The sequence below is a fragment of the Xenorhabdus koppenhoeferi genome, from assembly GCF_900116635.1.
Lineage (GTDB): Bacteria > Pseudomonadota > Gammaproteobacteria > Enterobacterales > Enterobacteriaceae > Xenorhabdus > Xenorhabdus koppenhoeferi.
Genome location: NZ_FPBJ01000030.1, coordinates 1 through 21,010, shown reverse-complemented (window position 1 = coordinate 21,010; position 21,010 = coordinate 1). Strand labels below are relative to the sequence as shown.

The window sequence follows — 21,010 nt, the reverse complement described above, 5'->3', positions numbered from 1 at the left end:
GACGACCCGATATTGAGAAACTCAATCAAAACAACTCATGGCTTTCACCATTCTCGGTAACCGTTGTACCCACATCCGGCATTGCATATTCCATCGGCTGTGTCCCTTCAATGAAATATTCTTCACGGGTATTGCTGCCACCGTTAGATAACTTACCCGTTGCCCGATCAATCGTGACGGAAACAATGCCGACAGGCTGCTCCATTATTTTCTCAGGAACACCTCCCAGCACAACCTTCATAAAATCATCCCAAATTGGTTGGGCCGTTTTCGCTCCCCCTTCACCTTTCAATACCGGAGTACGTCCCAGACTTCTGCTGTGCTCATCAAAACCAATCCAAACCGTTGCCACCCTATCTGGGCCATAACCGGAGAACCACGCATCTTTCGAACTGTTGGTCGTTCCCGTTTTGCCGCCAATATCACGACGCTTCAAGTCACGGGCGGCACGCCAGCCCGTTCCCATCCAACCCGGTTCACCAAAGACATTGGTATTTAAGGCATCATGGATCAAAAATGCCAGCGGTGTGCTGATAACATGAGGCGCATATTGCTGGTCATCAACGTTAGTATTTGTCGAAACACGCTCTAAATCAGGCTGAGGAGGCAAAGCTGAATCTTGTGGCTCATCGGAATGAGCCACATCCTCAATGGAATCTTCAGACAATTCGATGGAACGTGCCGTCTCACCATAAATCACCGGAATGTTTTCACATTGCGGACACGCCAGTTTAGGCCTGGCTTCAAACAGGACTTTCCCTTCATTATCTTCAATTCTGGTAATGAAGTAAGGGTCAACCAAGTAACCCCCATTCGCCATTACCGCATAACCACGGACTAACTGCATTGGTGTAAATGAAGGGGAACCCAGTGCCAAAGATTCTGTGCGCACAATGTTTTCGCCCGGCAATCCGAAACGTTTCAGGTAATCAGCCGCGTAGTCCACCCCCATCGCCCGCATGGCACGCACCATCACCACGTTCTTCGATTGCCCCAATCCCTGACGCAGACGAATCGGCCCGTTGTAAGTCGGTGGTGAGTTCTTCGGACGCCAATCTGTTCCTGCACCTGAATCCCAGCGGCTGATAGGTGCATCATTCAACAGAGATGCCAGCGTCAGCCCTTTATCCATCGCAGCGGTGTACAGGAATGGCTTGATATTGGAACCAACCTGACGCAGTGATTGCGTCACACGGTTAAATTTACTCAGTTCAAAATCAAACCCGCCCACTAGCGCTTCTACCGCACCATCCATCGGATTGATGGAAACCAGCGCTGCATTGACTTGAGGGAGCTGAGCCAGCCACCAGATATCATTGACTTTTCTGACCCAAATCTGTTCACCAGCATGAATGACTTCAATGACGCTACGCGGAGCAGCCCCCTGCAAGCCATCGGTTTTGAATGGCCTGGCCCAACGGACACCCGCCATCGTCAGTTCAACTTTACTGCCATCCGCCAACATAACTTCTGCTTGGTTAGTGCCGGATTTAGTCACAACCGCAGGCACCAGAGGGCCATATTTAGGCAACGTTTTCAGCTTATTGATAATCTGTGCCTGATCCCAGGCTGGCTGGCTCGCCTTCCACAACACTTCCTGCGCACCGCGATAACCATGACGAATATCGTAATCAATCACATTAGTACGAACGGCATTCACCGCGGCCAACTGAGCTTTGTGTGTAATCGTAGTATAGACCTTATATCCATCGGTATAAGCATTTTCACTATAACGATTGATCATTTCCTGACGCGCCATTTCCGTCAGATAAGGCGCGGAGAAAACAATTTGCGGGCCATGATAACGGGCAACCAATTTCTCTTCTCTGGCTTCATTGTATTGATGCTGGGTGATGTACCCCTCTTCCAGCATCCGTCCCAATACCACATTACGGCGGTTCACAGCCCGGTCATAAGAATAAAGCGGGTTAAACGTTGACGGGGCTTTCGGCAATCCGGCAATCATTGCCATCTCACTCAACGTCAGTTCATTGACTGTTTTGCCGAAATAGACTTGAGCCGCAGCACCAACACCATAGGCACGTTGCCCCAGATAGATCTTGTTGAGGTACAACTCAAGAATTTCATCTTTCGTTAGCAGTTGTTCGATCTTAATCGCCAGAAATGCTTCTTTCGCTTTACGTATCAGCGTTTTTTCTGGGCTGAGGAAAAAGTTTCTCGCAAGCTGCTGCGTGATGGTACTCGCTCCCTGAGTAGCCTGACCGGACATCATTATTACAGAAGCCGCACGAATAATCCCGATAGGGTCCACACCATGATGTTCATAAAAACGACTATCTTCTGTGGCGATAAAGGCTTTCATCATCAAGGGAGGCATTTCGGACAAGGTAAGGGGCAAACGACGTTTTTCACCATATTGGGCTATCAATTCGCCATCAGCACTGAACACCTGCATTGGTGTTTGTAATCGGACATCCTTTAAAGTCGCAACATCAGGCAACTGTGGCTCGATATATTTATACAAACCAAAAATCGAGGCGGTTCCCAATAAAATGCAAACAACAATAAGGATCAAAAAATACTTTATGAACTTCACCTGAAATTTCTCACGCCATGTTAATCGGGCAGTTTATAAACGATCAGTACATAGTATAAAGGGAACAGTATAAAGGCTATACAGCACTATGAATATGACCTTTTCATGAACAAAATTTTCATAAACAACGGCTTTCATGAATAACCGTTTTTATTAATAGTAGATAGGGAGATCTCTACATGTATCCATCTAAATGGTATATCGGACTGGATATCCAAGATCATGACATCCGCGCTCTTGCAGCCACTAAGCGTCGTGATGGCTGGCAACTGCGACATTGCTGGCAATACCGCTTATCAAACGAAATTATTTCCGGGGGACGGCTGCAATATCCTGAAAAATTACGTCACATCTTAATGCAATGGCGGCAAATATTACCCAAAAATATTAGCCTAAGATTAACACTCCCTGTTCAACAAACCTTACAGAGACAAATCCCCTTACCTAACCATACGACAATGCAAGAACCCGAACTTGGCTGGTTTGTACATGCCTGTGCTGAAAAACAGTTTCCCGTCAGGGAACTTGCATTGGACTACCGTATTCATGGTCAGCAAGTTTACATCAGCGCCACGCGCCAAAAAGATCTCGAACTTTGGGTGAAATTATTCACGGATATCAATCTATCCCCTGACGTTATTGATATTGCGCCTTGTGCGTTACGTTATGCAGCCAGGCTCGCAGGTATTCCTGATAACAGTTGGCTGGTTCATAAACGCACAATGGACTGGCTATGGGTTTCCCCCGCCAATCATCCTTTTGGCTATGGGCTGATAGCATCACAATCACATCCTGATCTGGCTCAGGTCATCAAGCAATTACCCATTACATCAGAAACAGAAAGCTGTGCGATTTATTACAGCAATGAAGGGGAGGATGAAGAACAAACAACATCAATAAAGGCGATACCAGAACCCACAGAATCAGCTCATCCTTGGCAGATTTTATCAGCATTCCGCCATTATCAGCCTCCGTTACCAAAACCAATAAATGCGTTTATTGTTGCCGCTGGGTTAGCTCTCAGGCCGGATGATCAATGATGTATCAAGTCAATTTTTTGCCTTGGCGACAGAAAAAACTGAAACGTCAATGTCAGAAGTGGGGGTTGTTGCTCTGCTTGCAACTCACATTATGGGCTATTGTGTTGCTGTGTATTTCTACGCAGCAAACCAACCAAATTGAGCAATATTGTAGGCAATTAACGGAAATTAAGTACCAATCAACACTATTAGGACAAACTATCAAGGAAACGGATCATGCAGTACAACAGCATGATCAATTGGGCCAATTATTACGGAAAAAACAGATATTCATGGAACAGAATCAACGCTACTTACAGTTATTTCGTCAACTTCCCCATTTATTACCGGAAAACAGCTGGCTCACAGCATTTAGCGATGACAACGGACAACTCATTTTTACCGCCCATAGCCAAGACTACGCAGAAATCTCTGATTTGTTAGATAACCTGACCGACGATCCGGCTCTCATCAATGTTCAACTTAAAAAAATGACCACGACTGAAGATCAGATCAAAGTCTTTACTATTGATGCCGACTGGCTGATAGGAGAAGCCCGTGAGAAGTAATTACCTTGAGTGGTTTCATCGACCTGTGTGGCAACAATTCCTATGGCAGCAATTAGTTATCATTTTGCTGCTGATGAGTTTCTATTTTTTTATTTGGCAGGAAAACCAGCATAAAATCCATGCCTTTCAGCGCCATATTACAGAACAACAGAATAATGCTACACAATCTCAACAGCGAATCAAAGAGCTGCCATCCTTGTTTGATATTCAGCAGAAAATCCGGCAAATCACGGCAGAACTTGGCCAAAATAACTATATTCATTCAAGGGACGTTTATTCAAGGGACATTTCGCCAAAGGGTATTCCATCAAAAAATGAACCATCCCACAAGGCAACCGTACTCAAACGACTGCATTTACCCCTGATCCATTCAGGCAGCCAGCTTATGGAATGGAAAAGCTATAAAGAAAATAATCAGATTTTCTGGCATATCGTACTGTCACTGAATTATGATCAACTTCTCCATTTCCTGAGTGAAATTCAGCAGTTGCAGCCTCCATTACTGATTAAACATCTCACCATAAACCCTATTGATGGCAACCTTATCGTCCGCATCGTTTTATCAGATATGACCTTATCAGACTTAGAACCACCTGATATGAACTTGCCAAATAAAATACAGCCTGCTTCTGTTAACGGTAATGGGGAGAAATCATGAACAGACGACATTCATTGAGCCTGCTTATCTGTCTGTTACTGCCAATTTCCGGCTCCGCCATAGAAAATAGCCCGGAGGCAGAAAACAGCTATAACGTAGAAAATCGTTCTGAGGTCGAAAGATCTGTAAGAAATCCGTTCCAGCCCCCCATTGACCCAATAGCAGATGACATGGAATTTTCCTCAACGGAACAACAGGAACAGGAGATCGAATATCAGACAATTACCCTAAAATATGCCGATGCAGAACAGGTTGCAGAACGGCTGCAAAAAAATCGCCCTGCTCTGCTGACAAAATGGGGAAAAGTTGAGCATGACCCCTTGACCAACAGTGTGATACTGGAAGACAAGTTTGATGCCATTACCCGTATCAGAAACTGGCTGAAAGAAGTCGATACTCCGCAGCAACAAGTGCAGATTACCGCCCATATTGTTACCAGCAGCAGAGAAGCATTGCATGAATTGGGGATTCATTGGGGCATCATCGCTGATCCTCTGAATCGCGCAATCGGGCTAAATCGCTTGAATCTACATCAACCAGCAGGCAATCAACGCCATCGGTTAGTATTGAATACCGCACGCATTCACGCAAATCTGCTGGAAATGGAGCTTAGCGCACTGGAGCAGGAAAATCAGCTCGATATTATTGCCAGCCCCCGGCTGACCGCATCTCACCAGCAATCCGCCAGCATCAAGCAAGGTTCAGAAATCCCCTATATTATTCAAGACAAGGACAAAACGACGATCCAGTTTAAAGAAGCAGTATTAGGCATGGAAGTGACACCCCATATTTTGCGGGAGGGTAAAATCCGGCTTGCCCTGAAAATCAGCCAAAACGCACCTGGTTTTCCTATCAGTCAGGGAGGAAATGAAAATCTTGCCATAGATAAACAGGAGATCATAACTCAAGTCACGGTCAGAAATGGAGAAACACTGATTCTGGGCGGTATCTTTCAACAGAAAAAAACAGCAAACCAGCAAAAAGTCCCTTACCTATCAGATATTCCCCTGATAGGTACATTATTTAATCAAAATGGAGAACAACACAGCCGAAGAGAACTCGTAATTTTTATTACACCTCAATTGATCAACATTTAATCAAATTAAATATATCACATATAAATCAGTATATTATTGAAGTTAATTGTGATTTCTTTATCAGTTCACGCACCATTTTTCTTGGTCTGGCCTGTTTATGGATTTGACGCTGAGTGTAATTTAGCATACAAGGATTACCTAATTGAGTGAGCAGGTCTAACATCACAAGTAAGAGTCTACAGATATTAGGCTCTCAATCAGCCAGCAAAAGCATGGGGCAGATAACAAAAGCTCGTGCCAGATTTATATAGTTGCAATACAGGTTGATGTGCTGAGATAATTTTCCTATCTGATCTCACATTATCACTCATGAGGTTTCAGTTTAGGTCCCGCGGCTAATCTGATTGGCGGGGCGGGTTATCATTAACAAATAGTCTTAGTAATACCAAAAACATGGCAGAGAAACGCAATATCTTTCTGGTTGGGCCTATGGGTGCCGGCAAAAGCACTATTGGTCGTCAGTTAGCTCAGCAACTCAATATGGAGTTTTACGACTCTGATCAAGAAATTGAGCGACGTACCGGAGCTGACGTGGGCTGGGTATTTGATGTGGAAGGCGAAGAAGGCTTCCGCGACCGCGAAGAAAAAATAATTAACGAACTGACTGAAAAACAAGGCATTGTATTGGCTACTGGTGGGGGTTCAGTTAAATCGAAAGAAACCCGTAATCGCCTGTCTGCCCGTGGTGTGGTCGTCTATTTAGAAACAACCATCGAAAAACAGTTGGCTCGTACTCAGCGCGATAAAAAACGCCCTTTACTTCAGGTTGACGCACCAGCACGTGAAGTTTTAGAAAATTTGGCTGATGAGCGTAACCCTCTTTACGAGGAAATTGCTGACGTGACTATTCGTACGGATGAGCAAAGCGCCAAAGTCGTCGCTAACCAAGTGGTTGAATTATTGGAAAAAAACTAATTATAGCGGATTCGCTCTGCGGCAAACGATAAGGCGAAAGCTGATATGGAACAAGTGACTGTTACGTTAGGTGAAAGAAGCTATCCGATCACCATAGCCGAAGACCTATTTTCTACCAATGAGGCGTTCAAGCCCTTGCAAGCAGGCCAACAGGTCATGATTGTAACTAATGAAACGCTGGCTTCCCTGTATCTTGAGCAGGTGAAATCCACATTGCAGGAAATGGGGCTTCGGGTAGATGAGGTTATCTTGCCTGACGGCGAACAGTACAAATCGCTTTTTGTGCTCAACGACATATTTTCTGCCCTGCTGGAAAATAATCATGGTCGTGACACAACGCTTATCGCTCTCGGTGGTGGTGTAATCGGTGATATGACGGGGTTTGCCGCAGCCAGTTATCAGCGTGGCACTCGTTTCATCCAAGTACCCACCACATTACTTTCTCAGGTTGACTCTTCTGTCGGCGGGAAAACAGGGGTCAACCATCCCCTCGGCAAAAACATGATTGGGGCTTTTTACCAGCCAGCTTCTGTAGTTGTCGATCTCAATTGTCTGAAAACATTGCCAGCTCAAGAGTTATATGCTGGCCTGGCTGAAGTCATCAAATATGGCATTATTCTGGACGGTGAATTCTTTAGCTGGCTTGAAGACAATATTGAGAAATTACTGGCTCTCGATAATCAATCAATGGCTTATTGCATCCGTCGCTGCTGTGAACTCAAGGCAATGGTTGTCACAGCTGATGAGCAAGAACGCAATGGAATACGGGCGCTGTTAAACCTTGGTCACACCTTTGGCCATGCAATTGAAGCCGAAATAGGTTACGGTATCTGGCTGCATGGCCAGGCCGTTGCTGCTGGCATGGTAATGGCGGCACGGACTTCTGAGCTTGTCGGTACATTTTCACAACAAGATACTCAACGTATTATCCGCCTGCTGGAACGCGCAAAACTACCTGTCAACGGCCCAGTGGAAATGTCCCCAGATGACTACTTGTCTCATATGATGCGCGATAAAAAAGTCTCCGCAGGAAAATTACATTTAGTGCTGCCTACAGCTATTGGGGAAGCCAAACTTCGTTCTGATATTAGGAAAGAAGTTATATTGGAGGCTATTCACCTATGCCAACCATCCACCAACTAAAATACGTAATTATCTGAATGATGAATCATTCCTTAGCTGTTATGCTATAAAATAGCTATATTATCTATCAGATAGCTCTATCAGATAGTGCATTATCGGTTTTATTTAGTTAGGTCAGGCTGCCAAAACCTCTTAAATAGTAATTGGCAGTATTATCTCTGCTGGGAGGGCATATGGACGAATTAGAATCAGAAAAGAAACAAAAGACAGAAACTGAATTTAAACCCGATACTTCTGATCGTCGTCCTCCGCGATCGAAACGCCAATCCAATCAACCTAAACTTGCCGTATCCCGTCAGCAAATGATGATCGGCGTTGGTATACTAGTACTTTTGCTTCTGATTATTGCCATCAGCTCTGCATTAAAATCACCCACTGAGCATGAAAAACAGCAATCTTCAAATGCAACCGAAAAGAGTATCGACTTTTCTGGTTCCCCTGCATCCTCTGATAATCAACAAGATAGCGTTCAGGAAAACCAATCTGTGCCTGCTACCAATAGTACCACCAATAACGCGCATGAAATCGGTCTACCACCGCCGATTAGCAGTACTCCAAGCAGAGAGCTTCCTCCAACGACTGGGACCGGTGGCTATAACCAACGTATAGAATTACCCGGTGATATTACTGATGCTTTGAATCAACAACAGAGTAATATCAATAATTCAGTACAAAACAATCTGGCTCCGTCACAGACCAAACCTGTAAAACCCGTGATAACCCCATCTGTTGAGCAAAAAAAACCAGAAAAAATAACGCCACCAGGAATAGAAAATAAGGGAAGAGAAGAAAATCCGCCCAAGGCAGCGACTAAACCTGTCACAAGTAATCATCAGCCCAATAAAAATAGCGAGGCTAATGCAGACGGTGATTTACTGAAAGCTCCCGCCAACCGATTCACACTCCAACTGAGCAGCGCCAGTCGCTACGATACCTTAGTTGCTTTCGCTAAAAAGCATAACCTTTCTAATTATAAGGTTTATGAAACTAAACGCGACGGTAATACATGGTTTATCTTGATTCACGGTAACTACCGTTCCGTTTCTGATGCAAAAAACGCCATTTCTTCATTCCCTGCGGAAGTTCAGGCCAAAAAACCGTGGGTAAGGAAACTACAACAAGTTCAACAAGATCTGAAAAAATAAAACTATTTTGATTAGGCGCTGATATGCTGTCCTAAACAGAGTACAATCTGCGGCTCTGAAATTATTGAATAACTAGTTTGGCGGCATGAAAAAAAAACGCGCTTTCTTAAAATGGGCCGGTGGAAAATACCCCTTGGTAGATGATATTAAACGTCATTTGCCAGAGGGCGATTGCTTGATTGAGCCATTTGTTGGCGCAGGCTCGGTATTTCTAAATACCGATTATGATTCTTATATCTTGTCAGACATCAACATTGATCTGATAAATTTGTACAACACCGTAAAATCTCGTGCGGATGAATTTATTAGTCATGCCCGTCCACTATTCTCATCGGAATTCAACAACTCCGAAACCTTCTATCTCCTGAGAGAAGAGTTCAACACAAGCAAAGATCCCTTTCGCCGCAGTCTGTTGTTTCTTTATCTCAACCGCCACTGTTATAACGGTCTTTGCCGTTATAATTCACGGGGGGAGTTCAATGTTCCTTTCGGGCGCTATAAAAAACCTTATTTTCCGGAATATGAGCTTTACTGGTTTGCAGAAAAGTCCCAAAAGGCAACTTTCATCTGCCAACATTACAAAATTGCACTAAACAATGCGTCAAAAGGCTCTGTAGTTTACTGTGATCCTCCGTATGCCCCACTTTCGTCGACGGCTAATTTTACAGCTTACCATACAAATAATTTTAACCTTCTGGATCAAGAAAATCTGGCTCATATAGCCTATCATCTCTCGTCTCAACAAAGCATTCCGGTACTCATTTCCAATCATGACACACCGATAACCCGGGAATGGTATCATCAAGCCTCCCTTTACATTGTTAAAGCCCGTCGGACAATAAGTAGAAATATTCTTGCCCGAAGTAAAGTTGATGAACTTTTGGCGTTATACTGCCAGAAGTGATTGAGGTTTCCTTCCCCTGAAATTAAGGGGATAAAACAATGAATTGGAGATGATAATAATGAAGAAAAACTTTCTGATCGCCCCATCCATTCTATCCGCTGATTTTGCCCGCTTCGGTGAAGATACCGCTAAGGTTCTGGCAGCAGGCGCTGACGTTGTGCATTTTGATGTTATGGATAATCACTATGTGCCAAACTTGACCATCGGCCCGATGGTCTGTCAGGCGCTACGTAATTATGGCATCACTGCCCCGATTGATGTTCATCTCATGGTAAAACCGGTTGATCGCATTATCCCTGATTTTGCCAAGGCTGGTGCAACCTATATCACTTTCCACCCTGAGGCTAGCGAACATGTTGATCGCACCTTACAACTCATCAAAGAACATGGGTGTAAAGCGGGTTTAGTTTTCAATCCCGCAACCCCCCTCAGTTACCTTGATTATGTTCTGGATAAGCTGGATGTGATTTTACTGATGTCGGTTAACCCTGGTTTCGGCGGTCAATCTTTCATTCCAGAAACACTGAACAAGCTGCGTCAGGTACGAAAAATTATTGATGACAGCGGATATGATATCCGTCTTGAAGTTGATGGCGGCATTAAACCTGGCAATATTGCCGAAGCAGCTCAGGCGGGTGCAGATATGTTCGTTGCTGGTTCAGCTATTTTCAGTCAGCCAGATTACAAAGCGGTTATTGATGAAATGCGCGGTGAATTATCAAAGGTAGCATAATGACAAATAATGTCGTGAAAGAAATCCGGGTTATTGCATTTGATCTGGATGGCACACTGGTGGATAGTATTGACGGTCTGGCAGATGCGTTGGATCAGGCCTTGATTGCTAAAGGATTGCCTGCTGCGGGTAAAAAGCAGGTCGCTGTCTGGATAGGCAACGGTGCTGATGTCATGGTTGAACGTGCATTGAAATGGGCGGGTGCGGAGCCTTCTCCTGAATTGCATCATGAAACTCGCAAACGGTTTGATGCGTTTTATGAAACCAGCGTAACAACAGGCAGTAAGCTGTTTCCTCAGGTCAAAGAGACTTTGGCTGAGTTGGCAAAACATAATTTGCCTATGGCGATTATCACCAATAAACCAACACCTTTTATTGCCCCATTGCTGGAATCATTGGGTATCAGTGAATATTTTTCATTGGTGCTGGGGGGTGACGATGTCAAAGAGAAAAAACCCCATCCCGCTCCACTCTATCTCACAATGGGAATGTTTGGTTTACATAAAGAAGAATTGCTTTTTGTTGGCGATTCCCGTAATGATATTTTGGCTGCACAATCAGCGGGTTGCCCTTGTGTTGGCTTAACATATGGATATAACTACGGAGAATCAATAGCATTAAGCCATCCAACTTATGTGCTGAACCATTTTTCGGATTTACTCCCAACGATTGGACTATCCACTTTGAAACCATTATCCACTTCTAAAAGACAGGAAGCATAATAAAATGAATGAACCCACTGCAATGAAACCAAACTCCCAAAAACCTATTGTATTCAGCGGCGCGCAACCTTCCGGTGAATTGACCATCGGTAACTATATGGGGGCGTTACGTCAGTGGGTTAAAATGCAAGATGATTACGATTGCATCTACTGTATCGTTAACCAGCACGCCATTACTGTACGACAAGATCCTACTGAACTGAAAAAACGCACATTGGATACACTGGCACTTTACCTTGCCTGTGGTATTGATCCAAAGAAAAGCACTATCTTCGTTCAGTCACATGTACCACAACATTCTCAGTTGGCCTGGGTTCTGAACTGCTACGCCTATTTTGGTGAACTGAGCCGTATGACTCAGTTTAAAGATAAATCATCCCGTCATTCAGAAAATATCAATGCAGGCCTATTTGATTACCCTGTACTGATGGCTTCTGATATTTTGCTTTATCAGGCTAATCAGATCCCAGTGGGCAGTGACCAGAAACAGCATCTCGAATTATCCCGTGATTTGGCGCTGCGTTTTAATACCTTATATGGCGATATCTTCACGATACCAGAGCCATTCATTCCACAAGGCGGTGGTGCTCGTGTAATGTCATTGCAAGATCCGGCCAAGAAGATGTCGAAGTCAGATGATAACCGCAGTAACGTAATTGCTTTACTGGAAGATCCAAAGTCCGTCGCGAAGAAAATCAAACGCGCCGTTACCGACTCTGAAGAGCCACCTCGTGTACGCTATGATCTGGAAAACAAGCCAGGCGTTTCCAACTTGCTGGATATTCTTGCTGGTGTAACAGGTAAAACTATCCCTGAACTGGAAGCTGAGTTTGAAGGCAAAATGTACGGGCATTTGAAAAGTGCTGTTGCCGACGCAGTAAGCGAAATGCTGACTGGTTTGCAGGAACGCTACCATCATTTCCGTAATGATGAAGCATTGCTTAACCAAATCATGGCAGAAGGAGCGGCTAAGGCACAGGCTCGTGCTCAAGCAACCTTGGATAAGGTCTATGAAGCTGTAGGCCTACTCGCCCATCCGTAATAGGATAAATAAATGCCAAAGAATATTAATTTATTCTTTGGCATATCTTTTTAACTGAGTTCTTGGCATTTTTAATTTTGCATTACCATTTTTATTTTTTATCATAAGATATAATTATTTTTTCTTCTTATTACGTTAGCCCAATTTGCATCACTATTAACTCTTTTAAACATTAAATCTAACCTACTATTCATTTGCCAATCTTTTGGAGGACCAATAACATCAATTTCATGTTGGTTACTCAATTCTTTATTTTTAACGATAGAAAAAAGTTCTTGATATGACTGTGGCCCAGTCATATCAACAGTCAAATTAAGACGGCGGTTTCTGCGATACTCAAGTGTGTTTATAGAAGGTAAATTAGGAACAATACCCGTTCTCCATTTCGAGCTTAATGTTTTATCGTCTTCATTATAAGAATTTTTTCTAATATTACTGGCCATAAAAACTAAAAGAGCCATAACTTTTTCTGATTGAGGTTGTGCAGCAATAATTCCATTTGCAAACTCATTGTAAACTAACTGTTTTATTCTACAGGAATCGAGATATCTTATATTCCATTTTTCATCGCTCTTGCTCACTCTCCCCCATCCCATTCCATGACAATCACCAAAACCTATATCCGATTCAAGTTCTAACTTTTCAAACCTTGCTCTTCTCTTAAAGCGCTTTTCAAAAGGTAAATTTTTATCAAAAACATGGGATTTAGTGTGCTTGATATCTGGATCAGTGAGTTCAACATCAACATCCAGATATATTCCTCCTTCCATATACAAAATAGCCAAACGAGCAATATCACAGGCAGATGCATAGTTTTTAAAATCACCATGCATTTGCAGATTAAATACATGATGTAAGAACCTATTCAGAATATTTTTAAACCTGAATAGTTTTTCATGTAAACTGGCGGGATGAGAAAAGTTTATACCAGTGACATTAGTCGAGAAGTGTTCATGGAAATTGAACCCCTGTTGCTCAGCAATAGGAAACGCACACGCCCCAGAAAAGTCGATGTCTACGAGGTATTTTGTGCCTTGCTATATTTGCTCAAGAGCGGTTGTCAGTGGGATATGCTGCCCAGCGATTTTCCCCCAAAAAGCACGGTTTATTACTACTTCAAACTCTGGAAAGAAAAACCGTCAGAAACAGACCCCAGTTTGCTTGAGCAGGCTTTAAAAAAATGTCGTTGGCGAGGACCGTATCAACCATGGTCGGAACGCCAACACTACTTTCTTGATAGTTGACTCGCAAAGTGTCAAGAACACAGACACAGCGCATGAAAAAGGATATGACGCGGGTAAAAAGATTTCCGGCATCAAGCGGCATATAGCCGTGGATAACCAAGGGCTTCCCCATGCTATCACGGTAACCACTGCTAATGTGACGGACAGAAAAGGGATGTTAGCGGCTTTTACTACACACAAGAATACCCTTACTGGTGTGAAAAATATCCTCGCTGATGGCGGTTACACGGGAGTCCCCTTCGCTGACAGTGTGAGTGAGATACTGGGAGCTACCGTCGAAATAGCCAAACGTGATGAGCTTCATACCTTCAAGGTTATCCCCAACCGATGGGTGGTCGAGCGTTCATTTGCTTGGCTGGATAAATGCCGCCGCTTATGGAAAAACTGTGAACGCTATTTAAATACCAGCCTTCAATTTGTTAATTTGGCCTTTCTTATCCTATTACTGCGCAGGAAAAATTCTGAATAGGTTCTTAGAAGTGTATTATCTTTGAATAATCATAATGAGGTGTATCAGAATAGTTTTTATGAAATAAACGATGGGAGAAACTCGCTCTCGTAGAGTCTTTATTAGTGTTTATATCAAATTTGTTTAACTGATTTTTCTTCCTTTCATATAAATCACGCATAAAATCAGTACGAGTAAGATGTGAAGCCTGACTAATTAAGAAAGAAAACGCAGTTTCAATATTCCTATATCTAAACTCTCTTACAAAGATTTCCCCAACATCAACAATATTTCCATTACAGCTGAAGGTGAGATTTCTAAACGTATGTGATATTAATGATTCTACATTCTTTATTCCCCAAATGTTAACCTCAAACCCAGGATTCTCTGATTTTATTTCTATGATACGCCTCAAATCTCTCTCAGATATTTTATTACCAACCCAAAAATAATGAATTTTCTTTGGAATATTCATAAATCACCGATTAGCTATGGTTGATACTTTAATGATAACGATAATATGGTTGTCGTCAGTTGTGCTCTAATGGTATGTTTTTATGATTTTCTTAATTATTTCCCAAATAAACGACGATTAAAATCCTCAATTTTCCCATGCAACAGGCGTTTTTGCATCGTGAGATTCCAACTGGCAGATAACCCTGCCGCTCCCATTAAACGACGATATTGCTCTTCATCAAATGGGCTATGAAAAGCAATGGAAATAGCTTCCTGAACAGAAACATCACTGTTCCGACTTAATAACCTTATCGGTTCACTTGTACTCACAAAACCCGGAGAAATAACCCGATATAACCATCCACAGCGCCCATTATTTTGCATCATCGCAGCAAAGGCACTTATATCGGTAACTAAGTTGAGTTTATAACAAGGAGAGCGTGGTTGAGTTATCTGAATCAGCGTTTCACCCCATTGAAAAATATCGCCAATATAGACAGTGTCTTCAGTCATTCCTTCAGTTGATATGTTTTCACCAAACAAAGGAGAGACAATCAATTCAAGTAACTCAGGAAATTGTCTTTTCCAAAACAAATAATGTTCACTTGGATAGTGGCAAAGCGCTCGATCAGGCCCGCCATGAAAACGCGTTTCTGCTTGTTCATCACCTTCCAGACCAAGAGAGGTGAGCTGTAAACGACCATTCACCAGCAGCTTACTAATTGCACTGGCACCCAATTTTTTGGAGGATATTGTTTTGCCTCTATATACCTGTGGGTAATACATTTCAGCTCCAACTCCTCCTCAATAGACGAGTATAAATACTACCCTGACAAAATAAACGCCGCAAGCGTTGCTTTAGTTCATTATAGCAGAGAGATAGCACTCTGTTTTTATGGATTTTTAAGGATTATTATATTGAGATATGTGGGTTATATGGAATTTAATTTGGAAAAATTACAATCAATTAAAGCGTGCTCCAGCCATGTTTATTATGGAGGATCGTAAAAACGGAAGGGATGCCAAATAATGGAGAAAAAATGTTATGAAAAAATAAAAATGCTGATCACTATGGTGACCAGCATTATCAAGGAAAGTGTTTTTTTAACGCTTATTTAATTTTTTCTTCATAACGTTTTGCCGCTTCGTCCCAATTTACAACATACCAAAATGCTTTGATGTAGTCAGGACGGCGGTTCTGATATTTCAGGTAATAAGCGTGTTCCCAAACATCCAGACCCACAATCGGGTAACCGGAAGCACCCGCTATTTCTTCATCCATCAGAGGACTATCCTGATTGGCTGTTGAAACAACAGCCAGTTTGCCATCCTTTTTCAGAACCAGCCACGCCCAGCCAGAACCAAAACGAGTTGCTGCCGCCTGCTCGAATTCTTTCTTAAAGCTGTCAATACTTCCAAAATCACGCTCAATAGCTGCTTTTAGAGTACCACTCAAGACCGTTCCTAGTTTTAAGCCCTTCCAAAACATACTATGGTTCGAATGCCCACCCGCATTATTGCGAACAAAAGTGCGCTTATCGGCGGGAAATTTATCGAGCTGTTGAATTAAATCATCAATATCTAATTCACTTAATTCAGGAAAGGCTTCCAAAGCAGTATTTGTGTTAGTGACATAAGTCTGATGGTGTTTAGTATGGTGAATTTCCATCGTTTGCTTATCGAAATGAGGCTCTAACGCATCATAAGAATAAGGTAGAGAAGGCAGTGAATAGCTCATGTCATATCTCCTGTTGTTTAGAATGTATAAAGCTCACACCTTGTGAACAACGCATTTATTATAGTGAATTCAACAATAATGAAAATGATAATCAATTCCATAGATTTATTATGGTTTCCATTACACATCTAAGTTTCATACTCTATTTAGAGTAAAAAAACCAAAAGATAACCAAAATAAAACACATTAAACCAATATAAGACATTTTAACCTTATTTAACTTCAATTAAATAAGACACATTAAATGATCATTCCATTAAATTAATTTTCTTTATTGCGTGATCTTCCGCGCAAAAAAGAAACAAAAATTCTTCATGCACTTTAGTTAACCTTGCTTTGACATAGTATTAACAATTGCAAGGAGATAAAAATATGACTCAAATAATCAAGCATCTTATTCCTGCTGTTATTGCAGATACGGCCCTGATAAGCAAGCAACAATATCTACAAGACTACCAATGGTCACTACAAGATCCTGAAGGGTTCTGGGGTGAAAAAGGTAAGATAGTGGATTGGATAAAGCCCTATACCAAGGTCAAAAATACCTCTTTCGATCCGGGGCATATCAGCATCCGCTGGTTTGAAGAGGGTACTCTGAATTTAAGTGCCAACTGTCTTGATCGCCACTTACAAGAGCGTGGCGATAAAACCGCTATTATCTGGGAGGGAGATAACCCCACAGAATCACGCCATGTTACTTATCGTGAATTACATCATGACGTCAACCAATTCGCCAATGTGTTGAAAAAAATCGGGGTCAAAAAAGGTGATGTCGTAGCCATTTATATGCCAATGGTGCCAGAAGCCGCAGTTGCAATGTTGGCTTGTACCCGCATCGGGGCTATCCATTCCGTAATTTTTGGCGGTTTCTCTCCTGACGCCATTGCAAGCAGAGTTATCGATTCCAATGCTAAGCTCGTTGTTACCGCAGATGAAGGTTTGCGAGCGGGTCGCACGATCCCATTGAAAAAGAATGTCGATGAAGCACTGAGCAATCCAGAGGTGACTGATGTCACTAATGTGATTGTCTTCAGGCGTACCGGAAATATCAAAAACTGGCATAACGGCCGTGACTTATGGTGGCATGAACTTATCGAAAATGTCAGTTCAGATTGCCCTGCCGAAGAGATAAATGCCGAAGATCCATTGTTTATCCTTTATACCTCTGGCTCAACAGGGAAACCAAAAGGTGTTCTACATACGACTGGCGGTTATCTGGTCTATGTTTCTTTGACTTTTAAATACACGTTTGATTATCGTCCTGGAGAAATTTACTGGTGTACGGCAGACGTGGGCTGGGTTACCGGACATAGTTATCTGCTATATGGCCCACTATCCTGCGGTGCGACTACCTTAATGTTTGAAGGTGTACCTAACTATCCCGATGTAAATCGTCTTTGTCAGATTATTGATAAGCATCAGGTTAATATTCTTTATACAGCACCAACCGCTATCAGGGCATTAATGGCTGAAGGCGATAAAGCCATAGTAGGAACAAAACGCACGTCATTGCGCATTATGGGTTCTGTTGGTGAGCCAATTAACCCAGAAGCATGGGAGTGGTATTACCGAAAGATAGGTAACAGTAAATGCCCAATCGTGGATACTTGGTGGCAAACCGAAACAGGCGGATTCATGATTACGCCACTGCCTGGTGCAACCGACCTCAAAGCAGGCTCCGCTACTCTGCCATTCTTTGGTGTCAGTCCAGCTCTGGTCGATAACGCTGGAGAAATATTGGAGGGAGAGAATGAAGGCAATCTTGTAATAACCGATTCTTGGCCGGCACAGGCACGAACTTTATATGGCGATCATGAACGTTTTGAACAAACTTACTTTTCCACTTTTAAAGGAATGTATTTCAGTGGCGATGGTGCCCGGCGTGATGAAGATGGCTATTACTGGATCACGGGTCGGGTTGATGATGTTCTGAATATTTCAGGGCATCGTTTGGGAACCGCAGAAATTGAGTCTGCTCTGGTCTCTCATCCCAAAATTGCAGAAGCTGCTGTCGTTGGTATTCCTCATCATATCAAAGGACAAGCTATTTACGCCTATGTCACGCTAATTCATGGTGAAGAGCCTTCTCCAGAATTGTATACCGAGGTCAGAAATTGGGTCCGTAAAGAAATAGGTCCAATTGCAACACCCGATATCCTCCATTGGACTGACTCGCTTCCCAAAACACGTTCCGGAAAAATCATGCGGCGTATTCTGCGTAAAATTGCGGCTGGTGATACCAGTAACTTAGGAGATACCTCCACTCTGGCCGATCCGGGAGTAGTTGAAAAATTGCTGAAAGAAAAACAATCCATAAATATGTCGTAAAAACATTTTATAAAACAAATAGGCCGCCAAAAGGCGGCTTAAATAACGTATCACCAAAAGTAACAAATTGTGCAGGGACGTGAATATTGGATCTGGCACTTGGTGATGTGACTTAAGGTGTGTCGTTTAAAATCAACAAGGAGACACTCTGATGAATAACGACATTTATCAAGAGATTGAAAATAATCCTCACTTTAAGGAATTAATTAAGAAACGAGGACGTTTTGCCTGGCTGCTATCCATCATTATGTTATTGATTTATGTTGGCTTTATTTTTCTGATTGCCTTTGCTCCTGAATGGCTTGGGACACAACTCCATGAAGATACCAATATGACCCGTGGCATACCCGTCGGTATAGGGATTATCTTTGCTTCTTTCATATTGACGGGGATTTATGTTGCGCGCGCGAATGGCGAGTTTGATCGTCTGATATCAACTATTATCAATGAGGTAAGAAAATGAAAAAAATTGTATTTTCAGTAATACCTCTATTTTCCTATCTCTTTCCTGTCTTAGCACAAGCCGATGCCATTTCAGGTAATGTAGTGAAACAACCCTTGAATATTCAGGCAATAGTCATGTTTCTGTTATTCGTTGGGTTAACTCTTGGTATTACTTATTGGGCTTCAAAAAGAACTATTTCACGCTCCGATTATTATACAGCAGGCGGACGCATTACAGGGTTTCAAAATGGTATGGCTATTGCCGGTGACTATATGTCAGCAGCCTCTTTTCTAGGGATTTCAGCATTAGTTTATACCTCAGGTTATGATGGTCTGATCTATTCGATTGGTTTCCTCGTTGGATGGCCAATTATTCTATTTCTCATTGCTGAAAGATTAAGGAATCTAGGTCGTTATACATTTGCTGATGTTGCTTCTTACCGACTGAAACAACGTCCCATCCGTACGTTATCTGCAATGGGTTCACTGGTTGTTGTCTCGTTATATCTGATAGCCCAAATGGTCGGGGCAGGGAAACTTATCGAATTGTTATTTGGCTTGAATTATTTCGTTGCTGTTGTTCTGGTCGGTATTTTAATGGTGCTTTATGTACTATTTGGCGGAATGCTCGCAACAACATGGGTACAGATCATTAAAGCAATTCTGTTGCTGGCTGGAGCAACATTTATGGCTCTGATGGTCATGAAAATGGTAAATTTCAATTTCAATGCCCTGTTTAAGGAAGCCATTGCAGTGCATTCTCTTGGATCCGCAATCATGAGTCCGGGAGGATTGGTATCCGATCCTATATCTGCACTCTCTTTAGGATTGGCGCTAATGTTCGGTACTGCCGGATTACCGCACATCATTATGCGATTTTTTACCGTCAGCGATGCTAAAGAAGCCCGCAAAAGTGTTTTCTATGCCACTGGTTTTATAGGTTATTTTTATATACTAACGTTTATTATCGGATTTGGGGCAATTTTATTGGTCAGCGCCAATCCTTCATTTAAAGATGCAAGCGGCGCATTAATTGGCGGAACTAATATGGCTGCTGTTCATCTGGCAAGTGCCGTTGGCGGTGATTTTTTCCTTGGCTTTATCTCAGCAGTTGCTTTTGCCACTATTTTAGCCGTCGTCGCAGGATTAACACTCGCCGGCGCTTCAGCTGTTTCTCATGATCTCTATGCCAATGTTATTAAGCAAGGGCAAGCCAATGAACAGGATGAGTTGAAAGTCTCTAAAATTACCGTCGTTATTCTGGGATTTGTTGCTATTGGCTTAGGTATTTTGTTCGAAAAACAGAATATTGCCTTTATGGTCGGTTTAGCGTTTTCCATTGCTGCAAGTTGTAACTTCCCTATTATTTTTCTGTCAATGTACTGGGGCAAGCTAACAACACGAGGAGCTCTGCTCGGAGGGGGACTGGGATTAATGACAGCGGTTGTTTTAATGATCCTTGGCCCTACTATTTGGATCAGTATTCTTGGGCATGAAAACCCGATTTATCCTTATGAATATCCAGCGCTATTTTCCATGTTTATAGCATTTATCGGAGCATGGTTATTCTCTGTTACAGATACATCAGAACAAGGATTACAGGAAAGAAAAATGTTTCGCAGCCAGTTTATTCGCTCACAGACAGGAATTGGAATTGAGCAAGGAGAAGTACATTGATAAAAATGCATGACTCTATCTAAACTAAGAGTGCAACATAAATGATTTTTCTAAAATGCGACGCTTACTTTTCTTCAAACGCAAAAAAGCCATCCGGTGAAGGATGGCTTCTCTGGCAAATAATTGTCTGGCAGTGCCCTACTCTCGCATGGGGAGACCCCACACTACCAT

General features: G+C 42.5%; 20 protein-coding genes. 15 read left to right on the top strand and 5 right to left on the bottom strand.

Annotated features, from left to right (window positions below):
* Positions 1-25: 25 nt before the first annotated feature.
* The gene (gene mrcA, locus BM329_RS10495; protein ID WP_092552726.1) at positions 26-2,557 is read right to left on the bottom strand and encodes a peptidoglycan glycosyltransferase/peptidoglycan DD-transpeptidase MrcA; all 2,532 of its coding nucleotides are present in this window, start codon (positions 2,555-2,557) and stop codon (positions 26-28) included.
* A 179-nt stretch (positions 2,558-2,736) separates the two neighbouring features.
* On the opposite strand from mrcA, the gene pilM reads away from it, so the two are divergent.
* The 11 genes from pilM (at position 2,737) to trpS (ending at position 12,504) form a co-directional block, all read left to right on the top strand.
* On the top strand, positions 2,737-3,597 hold the full coding sequence (gene pilM, locus BM329_RS10490) for a type IV pilus biogenesis protein PilM (RefSeq protein ID WP_092552723.1): 861 nt from the start codon (positions 2,737-2,739) through the stop codon (positions 3,595-3,597).
* Positions 3,594-4,145, top strand: coding sequence for a PilN domain-containing protein (locus tag BM329_RS10485; RefSeq protein WP_092552720.1), 552 nt, complete (start codon positions 3,594-3,596; stop codon positions 4,143-4,145). Before pilM ends, BM329_RS10485 begins: the two co-directional genes overlap by 4 nt.
* Entirely contained in the window at positions 4,135-4,803 is a 669-nt protein-coding gene (locus tag BM329_RS10480) for a hypothetical protein (protein ID WP_092552717.1), read from the top strand. Before BM329_RS10485 ends, BM329_RS10480 begins: the two co-directional genes overlap by 11 nt.
* Positions 4,800-5,900 (top strand): secretin N-terminal domain-containing protein, encoded by a 1,101-nt coding sequence (locus BM329_RS10475; RefSeq protein ID WP_177216250.1) that lies wholly within the window; start codon positions 4,800-4,802, stop codon positions 5,898-5,900. The genes BM329_RS10480 and BM329_RS10475 overlap by 4 nt, the downstream gene beginning before the upstream one ends.
* Positions 5,901-6,293: 393 nt before the next feature.
* Positions 6,294-6,815 carry a shikimate kinase AroK gene (gene aroK, locus BM329_RS10470; protein ID WP_143101236.1) on the top strand — a complete coding sequence of 174 codons (522 nt, stop codon included), beginning with the start codon at positions 6,294-6,296 and terminating at the stop codon, positions 6,813-6,815.
* Positions 6,816-6,860: 45 nt separating this feature from the next.
* Positions 6,861-7,958, top strand: a complete 1,098-nt coding sequence (gene aroB / locus BM329_RS10465; RefSeq protein WP_092552714.1) for a 3-dehydroquinate synthase — start codon at positions 6,861-6,863, stop codon at positions 7,956-7,958.
* 173 nt (positions 7,959-8,131) lie between these two features.
* Complete coding sequence (locus tag BM329_RS10460; protein WP_092552711.1) at positions 8,132-9,103, top strand: SPOR domain-containing protein; 972 nt, start codon at positions 8,132-8,134, stop codon at positions 9,101-9,103.
* 85 nt (positions 9,104-9,188) lie between these two features.
* A complete protein-coding gene (gene dam / locus BM329_RS10455; RefSeq protein ID WP_092552708.1) occupies positions 9,189-10,007 on the top strand; it encodes an adenine-specific DNA-methyltransferase in 819 nt (272 codons plus the stop codon).
* Positions 10,008-10,065: 58 nt separating this feature from the next.
* On the top strand, positions 10,066-10,740 hold the full coding sequence (rpe, locus tag BM329_RS10450; protein ID WP_092552705.1) for a ribulose-phosphate 3-epimerase: 675 nt from the start codon (positions 10,066-10,068) through the stop codon (positions 10,738-10,740).
* The gene (locus BM329_RS10445; RefSeq protein WP_092552702.1) at positions 10,740-11,462 is read left to right on the top strand and encodes a phosphoglycolate phosphatase; all 723 of its coding nucleotides are present in this window, start codon (positions 10,740-10,742) and stop codon (positions 11,460-11,462) included. Before rpe ends, BM329_RS10445 begins: the two co-directional genes overlap by 1 nt.
* Before the next feature lie 4 nt (positions 11,463-11,466).
* Entirely contained in the window at positions 11,467-12,504 is a 1,038-nt protein-coding gene (gene trpS / locus BM329_RS10440) for a tryptophan--tRNA ligase (RefSeq protein WP_092552699.1), read from the top strand.
* 101 nt (positions 12,505-12,605) lie between these two features.
* Here trpS and BM329_RS10435 read toward each other — a convergent pair whose 3' ends face one another.
* Positions 12,606-13,337 (bottom strand): glycosyltransferase, encoded by a 732-nt coding sequence (locus BM329_RS10435; RefSeq protein ID WP_092552696.1) that lies wholly within the window; start codon positions 13,335-13,337, stop codon positions 12,606-12,608.
* A 78-nt stretch (positions 13,338-13,415) separates the two neighbouring features.
* Between BM329_RS10435 and BM329_RS10430 the strand changes: the two genes are divergently transcribed.
* Positions 13,416-14,217 (top strand): IS5 family transposase gene (locus tag BM329_RS10430; protein ID WP_092552693.1). Its coding sequence is split into 2 segments (ribosomal slippage): positions 13,416-13,679 and positions 13,681-14,217, totalling 801 coding nucleotides; the frame shifts between segments, so codons are not numbered across the junction.
* A gap of 4 nt (positions 14,218-14,221) precedes the next feature.
* Here BM329_RS10430 and BM329_RS10425 read toward each other — a convergent pair.
* The 3 genes from BM329_RS10425 to sodA form a co-directional block, all read right to left on the bottom strand.
* Positions 14,222-14,671, bottom strand: coding sequence for a hypothetical protein (locus BM329_RS10425; protein WP_092552690.1), 450 nt, complete (start codon positions 14,669-14,671; stop codon positions 14,222-14,224).
* A gap of 95 nt (positions 14,672-14,766) precedes the next feature.
* Positions 14,767-15,438, bottom strand: coding sequence for a 6-hydroxyaminopurine reductase (gene yiiM, locus BM329_RS10420; protein WP_092552687.1), 672 nt, complete (start codon positions 15,436-15,438; stop codon positions 14,767-14,769).
* Between the two features lie 325 nt (positions 15,439-15,763).
* Entirely contained in the window at positions 15,764-16,390 is a 627-nt protein-coding gene (sodA, locus tag BM329_RS10415; protein ID WP_092552684.1) for a superoxide dismutase [Mn], read from the bottom strand.
* Positions 16,391-16,762: 372 nt separating this feature from the next.
* Here sodA and acs point away from each other — a divergent pair, with 372 nt between their 5' ends.
* From acs to BM329_RS10400, 3 genes are all read left to right on the top strand, one after another.
* A complete protein-coding gene (acs, locus tag BM329_RS10410; RefSeq protein WP_092552681.1) occupies positions 16,763-18,718 on the top strand; it encodes an acetate--CoA ligase in 1,956 nt (651 codons plus the stop codon).
* 151 nt (positions 18,719-18,869) lie between these two features.
* Entirely contained in the window at positions 18,870-19,181 is a 312-nt protein-coding gene (locus BM329_RS10405; protein ID WP_092552678.1) for a DUF485 domain-containing protein, read from the top strand.
* A complete protein-coding gene (locus BM329_RS10400) occupies positions 19,178-20,839 on the top strand; it encodes a cation acetate symporter (RefSeq protein ID WP_092552675.1) in 1,662 nt (553 codons plus the stop codon). Before BM329_RS10405 ends, BM329_RS10400 begins: the two co-directional genes overlap by 4 nt.
* Positions 20,840-21,010: the final 171 nt, after the last annotated feature.